This is a genomic window from Pseudomonas sp. B6(2017), from assembly GCF_002112765.1.
In the GTDB taxonomy this organism is placed as follows: domain Bacteria; phylum Pseudomonadota; class Gammaproteobacteria; order Pseudomonadales; family Pseudomonadaceae; genus Aquipseudomonas; species Aquipseudomonas piscis.
Genome location: NZ_NEIQ01000048.1, coordinates 2,192 through 3,380, shown reverse-complemented (window position 1 = coordinate 3,380; position 1,189 = coordinate 2,192). Strand labels below are relative to the sequence as shown.

Sequence of the window (1,189 nt, the reverse complement as noted above, 5' to 3'; positions counted from 1 at the left end):
AGCGGCGCGCACTGGAGTTTCAACCACCGCTGGCTTGGCTCCTCAGTCACCCAGCTTTTCGGGAAACGAGCAGCTTCTACCAGGCCGCTTTCGATAGCGGCGAGATCTTGGATCGCGCCATACAACATGGCATTGCGGGTGCCTGCGGAACCCAGGATCAGCCCACCCTGTGGAATCATCGGCGCCTCATCACCGCTGAGGTCGTCCACATACCATTCGTCATAGGCATACAGATCGATACCCGGGTCATTCAGATAACCCAGGTAGGTGACACCATCAGGCAGCAGCTCAGGCTTGATCATCCCCATGTCCACCCGGCGACTGTTGAGCTGCTTGAGTACAGTGTCGTTGCGATGGAAAGCGTCTTGCGCTTCGGCACTGAGTACCGCTACGCCTGCCGTACGCCCCGAGTCCTTGGCAGACAGGCGTTTCCACTGGCGCAGGTTGCCAATGGGGTCAGAGTCCGAGGCGTTCCAGCGACCTTGGCCGAGGGTGATCTTGTGACTGTTCTCCATTCGAAAATCGATGGTGTCATCGATCCCTTCGCCAATGACTCGGACCTTGCCCGTGGTCAGCGCCTGCGCGCACATCCACTCCTCACGACGAATGATCTGCTCGTCGAGACTGCGCAAGTCTCGGCCCAACTGCTCGCCTGCTCGCTCCAGTGGTGTACGAGTGGAGTACGGGTTCTCCCCGGCCGAGCGCTTGAGGATCAGTTCAGCATTGGTTGGCAGCTTGGGCTGGATGTAAGGCGGCTCGTAGGTGTTCGATACAAACCCCTCACGGGATACCACGCTACCTGGCAGTGTCGGGCTCACAAATGGCGCCATCTGACGCTGGCCCTTGATGATATCGATGGTCACCGTCTTGGTGCCGAAGGTCTGCGGGGTCGAGCCGTTGAAGAAGGTGTCCATGAGGAAGCGGCGCGGCGTCTTCATCTGCTCGACCGCTTGCAGCATGGTCAGGGTGTCGAAAATATCAGTCATGTTGGCTCCGGTCAGCGAATGAAGATGCACAGGGGACGCAGGGCAGCCTTGGCATCAGCCAAGGTCAGGCCTTCGCCCAGGATGAGTTGTTTGCCCAGCACCTGGCCGGTCAAACGGATGGGCGCGCCCTTGGCGCCCTCGGTGGTGTCCACGTCCTGATCGAGGATGGCCACCGGGGTTTTCGAGCCGTCCTCGGCCGCAGC

The 1,189-nt window shown here is 60.2% G+C and carries 2 protein-coding genes; both read right to left on the bottom strand.

The annotated features are described in order from the left end of the window. The coding region (locus tag CAG11_RS32805; RefSeq protein ID WP_085600833.1) for a major capsid protein at positions 1-986 on the bottom strand (986 nt) is incomplete at its 3' end. An 11-nt stretch (positions 987-997) separates the two neighbouring features. Continuing rightward, on the bottom strand, positions 998-1,189 hold a 192-nt coding region (locus CAG11_RS32800), incomplete at its 5' end, for a head decoration protein (protein WP_178081835.1).